Source organism: Methanobrevibacter sp. (genome assembly GCF_045611865.1).
In the GTDB taxonomy this organism is placed as follows: Archaea; Methanobacteriota; Methanobacteria; order Methanobacteriales; family Methanobacteriaceae; genus Methanocatella.
This window is the reverse complement of the sequence record NZ_JAZKXX010000041.1, coordinates 1-4,343: the sequence shown is the minus strand read 5'-3', so window position 1 is coordinate 4,343 and position 4,343 is coordinate 1. Positions and strand designations below refer to the sequence as shown.

General features: G+C 30.9%; 5 protein-coding genes. 1 reads left to right on the top strand and 4 read right to left on the bottom strand.

What is annotated here, in order from left to right; translation table 11 throughout:
- The coding region (locus ACKI32_RS04430) for a class I SAM-dependent methyltransferase (protein WP_407413898.1) at positions 1-862 on the top strand (862 nt) is incomplete at its 5' end.
- Positions 863-874: 12 nt separating this feature from the next.
- On the opposite strand, the gene ACKI32_RS04425 is transcribed toward ACKI32_RS04430, so the two are convergent.
- From ACKI32_RS04425 to ACKI32_RS04410, 4 genes are all read right to left on the bottom strand, one after another.
- The gene (locus ACKI32_RS04425) at positions 875-1,582 is read right to left on the bottom strand and encodes a hypothetical protein (protein WP_407413896.1); all 708 of its coding nucleotides are present in this window, start codon (positions 1,580-1,582) and stop codon (positions 875-877) included.
- Between the two features lie 42 nt (positions 1,583-1,624).
- The gene (locus tag ACKI32_RS04420) at positions 1,625-1,783 is read right to left on the bottom strand and encodes a hypothetical protein (protein WP_407413894.1); all 159 of its coding nucleotides are present in this window, start codon (positions 1,781-1,783) and stop codon (positions 1,625-1,627) included.
- A gap of 218 nt (positions 1,784-2,001) precedes the next feature.
- Positions 2,002-2,931 (bottom strand): S-methyl-5-thioribose-1-phosphate isomerase, encoded by a 930-nt coding sequence (mtnA, locus tag ACKI32_RS04415; protein ID WP_407413892.1) that lies wholly within the window; start codon positions 2,929-2,931, stop codon positions 2,002-2,004.
- A gap of 248 nt (positions 2,932-3,179) precedes the next feature.
- A complete protein-coding gene (locus ACKI32_RS04410; protein ID WP_407413890.1) occupies positions 3,180-4,100 on the bottom strand; it encodes a manganese-dependent inorganic pyrophosphatase in 921 nt (306 codons plus the stop codon).
- Positions 4,101-4,343: the final 243 nt, after the last annotated feature.

The window sequence follows — 4,343 nt, the reverse complement described above, 5'->3', positions numbered from 1 at the left end:
AATTGTTTGCATGCACCTGGAAGCCATGAAAAAAGTTCCCCATAACTTTTCCGAATTACTTGAAGATGAATTGGCACCTGAAGAAATTGAAGAGTTGAGGACATCCTTTGATACAATTGGAGACATAGTGATTTTAGAAATTCCTGATGATCTGGAAGATAAAAAACAACTAATTGGAGATGCTGCACTTAAGTTTACAAAAAGAAAAGCCATTTACATGAAAAAAAGCGCTATAAAAGGAACAACACGTGTGCGCGATTTGGAATTTTTATCAGGTGTTGATGATTCAGTGACAATACACAAGGAACATGGCGCAAGATTGAAATTGGATGTTCGTCAAGTTTATTTTTCACCCCGCCTTGCAACAGAGAGAAAACGTGTGATGGAAAGTGTTTTGGATGGTGAGGAAATTTTGGATATGTTTTGTGGAATCGGACCATTTCCAATTGTCATAGCTCGAAATAAAAATGTGGACATTACTGCAGTCGACATCAACAGTGAAGCAATTAAATATCTAGATGAAAATATCAAGTTGAATAAATTGAAAGGCAATATCAAAACATATTGTGGAGATATTGCTGAAGTTAGCAAATCATTTAACTGCAAATTTGATAGAATAATTATGAATTTACCGGGCCTTGCATATACTTTCCTTGACCTTGCAGTTGATTTAATAAAAGATGGTGGAATAATCAATTACTATGAATTCTCTGATTCATATGACCAAGGAATAAAACGTCTTGAAAGTGCATGTTCAAAGAAAAATAAAAAAGTGGAAATAATCAATTGCCGTAAAGTGAAATCCACAAGCCCTGGAGAATGGCATGTGGCCATTGATGGGAAAGTAGATAACAATCTATGAATAATTTTAATTTCATTTGTTTTTAATAATTTCTTTTAGTTCCACAATTTCACGCTTCAATTCAGCATTTTCATCGTGTATTGATTCCAGTTCCATTTTCAACTCTTTCATTTCATTGTTTTGTGGAGTTTTACTTATCATCTTTTTTAAGTTATCCTGTTCCTTTTCCAGGTTTTCAAATTTTTTGTGGGTTTTTCTTAAAACGATTGCAGCACCCAATGTTGCTGTTGCCACTCCCGAAATGATGTATCCACTCCAAGCCAGGATTGTGCTTATGATTACTCCCTCAGTAGTAGTATCTGAAATGATATAACCATTGCTTGTGAATGCATATGAAACCATACCCAATGATTGTATAGGGTTTTGTTTTTCACTTATCAATGTTAAAACAAAAGAGATGTATATGACACTTACCAACAGCAATATTATTTTGTCCAAGTTATGTTCTTTAGTATGGCTTAAGAATTTGTTATAGAAATGTGCAACTAAATACAATAGTGCAGGAATACGGATGAACTCCCAATATCCAACCAATGGCCCTCCAAAGATAAGATAAACTATTGATGTTAATGGCAACATAAATATGGATATTATCCTGCTTTTTGTTGAACCATCATAGAAACTTACGGTAATGTAGACTGAGAGGATAATGTCTATTATCGAAGCAATCATAATTATTTCTGCACTAGGTGGATTCAGCCTGTTTATGAAAAAATTCATGATGCAAAAATATATGCTCGCTATTAAAATCAGATAATAAAGCTATTTAAGTGTTAAAATTTCTTCTAGGGGAAAATAGTGATTTAAATGAGAATCAAAATATGAATCTATGATTTTTTTCAATGGTTTTGCTAGGATACACAGTACTGTGAAAATTCCTGCAGCTATAAGAATTTGGATTAGATATTGAGTCAATTCCATAATATCACAAGTTTCATATAAAAATCGATAATTATTTTTATATATTTATGCTTTTGTATAAATATTTTGATATTATTTAGTAGTGATGATTTTCATGTTTGAGTTTGATGAGTCTGGTGACATTACTTTTAGTTTAACAAATGTTTTTGAGTTATGAACATTATTTGGTAAATATTAATTTTAAACAAAAATTAAAAAAAATAAGTTAGAATCATTGTCTAGATTGGATCAATAATTCCTTTTTCAGTTATAATTCCAGTAATTAACTCTTTTGGAGTTATGTCAAAGGCAGGATTTATCACTTCAGTGCCTTCAGGACAAATTCTTGCTCCACCATAATATCTAACTTCATCACCATCACGCTCTTCAATAACAGTGTCAAAAATAGATATCTCATTATCAAAAGTGGAATATGGAGCTGCAACATAAAATGGAATATTATGATGTTTTGCTGCTAAAGCCACCATGAATGAACCAACTTTGTTTACTACACCGCCACGTGCAATCCTATCTGCACCTATAACAACTTTATCAATTTTTCCCTGGGACATTAAAAAACCTGAAGCCACATCAGGGATTAACTTAACCGGAATGTTTTCTTGTTGCATCTCCCAAACGCTTAAACTAGCTCCCTGGCCTCTAGGGCGTGTTTCATCACAGATTACATTAATGTTTTTTCCTTGCTCGTGTGCTGCCCTAATTACACCCAAAGCAGTTCCATAATCAACACATGCAAGAGCTCCGGCATTACAGTGAGTTAGAATAGTATCTCCATCATCTATTACTTCAGCACCAAATTTTCCAATTGCCCTATTTGTGGCCATGTCCTCTTCATACATTTTTAATGCTTCTTCAAGTGAATTTTTACTATTTAATACCCTATCAACTGCCCAGAATAAATTTACGGCTGTGGGCCTTGCAGATTTTATCTCAACTGCTGCTTTATTTAAGTCGACACCATCAATATCTGCTAGTGCCATTCCAAAAGCAGCTGACACACCAATTGCAGGTGCGCCACGAACAATCATATCACGAATCGCAACAATAACATCCTGATAATCATTACAATAAACATAAGTTAGCTCATCAGGAAGTTTTCTTTGATCAATGAGTTTTAATTTATTATCTTCCCATTCAAGTGTTTTCATATTAACACCTTGTTTTTAAAAAAAAGTTAAAAATATTGAAAGCATAATTAACGTTAGTTTCTAATTTTTTTAATGTATAAAAAATACAATTAAAGGTTTTATAATTATGCTTCCCGTCTAATTTATATATCCAAAATGGATTGATTAGAGATGTATTAAAATACATCTAATTTATATTTAATAAATAATCATTTATAAATTTTACTTAAATAACAAGAAATACCTATTTTGTATTAATGACTAAAAATTTAAGCATTTTCAGTCATGATAGGTACTACTTGTTTTTTACGTGAAACAACACCCTCAAGTAAGACAGTATTATCCTCTAATTTAACTCCATATGCCTTTTCAACTAGACTTGCATCTTTTCCAAGTGCAATTACCTGAGAATTACTGTTCACAATATCAGTGATTAAAAGCATAAATAAGTCCAGATTTTCATCTTCGATGATTTTATTCATACCTGCTTCCAAATCGTCTTTCATTGCTAAAACATCACTAATATCAGCAGTATTTACCTGATTTATGATTGATTTAACATCTTTAAAATCAATTTGTTTTGCATCAAGAGATAAAATTTCTTCAATTGAAAAACTACTTAAATCAGTCCCAGCTTTAAGCATTTCCAATCCATATTCTTCAGCATTAATTTCAGCAATTTCAGCAAGTTTTTCTACAGCTTTTTTATCATCATCAGTTGTAGTTGGAGATTTTAAAAGTAAAGTGTCTGAAATAATAGCTGATAACATTAATGTTGCAATATCTTTTGTGATTTCAACACCATTTTCTTCATATAACTTGAATAAAACTGTTTCAGTACATCCAACAGGTTCAAATCTTAAGAATAATGGATAAGAAGTTTCTAAAGCGAGTTTGTGGTGGTCCACAACTTTTAATATATTTGCATTTTCCAAATTATCAACAGATTCAGCAGGAGAGTTGTGGTCAACTAGAATAACATTAGCTCCATCTTCAACACTTTCTAAAAGTTCAGGTGCTTCGATGCCCAAATAATTTAAAATGAATTCTGTTTCTTTATTAAGATTTCCTAATCTGTAGGCTTGAGCTTCATTATTGCCTAATTCTTTTTCCAAATTAGTCATTACAATACTTGATGTGATTGAATCACTATCCGGACTTTTATGTCCAAAAACATAAGTTTTAACCATATTATCTTTTCCTCAAAAAAATTTATAAAAATAATTTCTTGATTAATGTATCTTTTTTATATTATTTTAATATTAAGATACAAAAAATAGTTGAATAAAATAGCTTTGTAGAAATCCTATTTGATTTTTGCAAAAATTTTTTAAAAATCTATTTTTATTTCTATTTTTACTCAAATTCTCTTAAAATAATCTAATTATTATTTATTTTAAGTTACACTTGAAATTTCACATCGATTAGAAAAA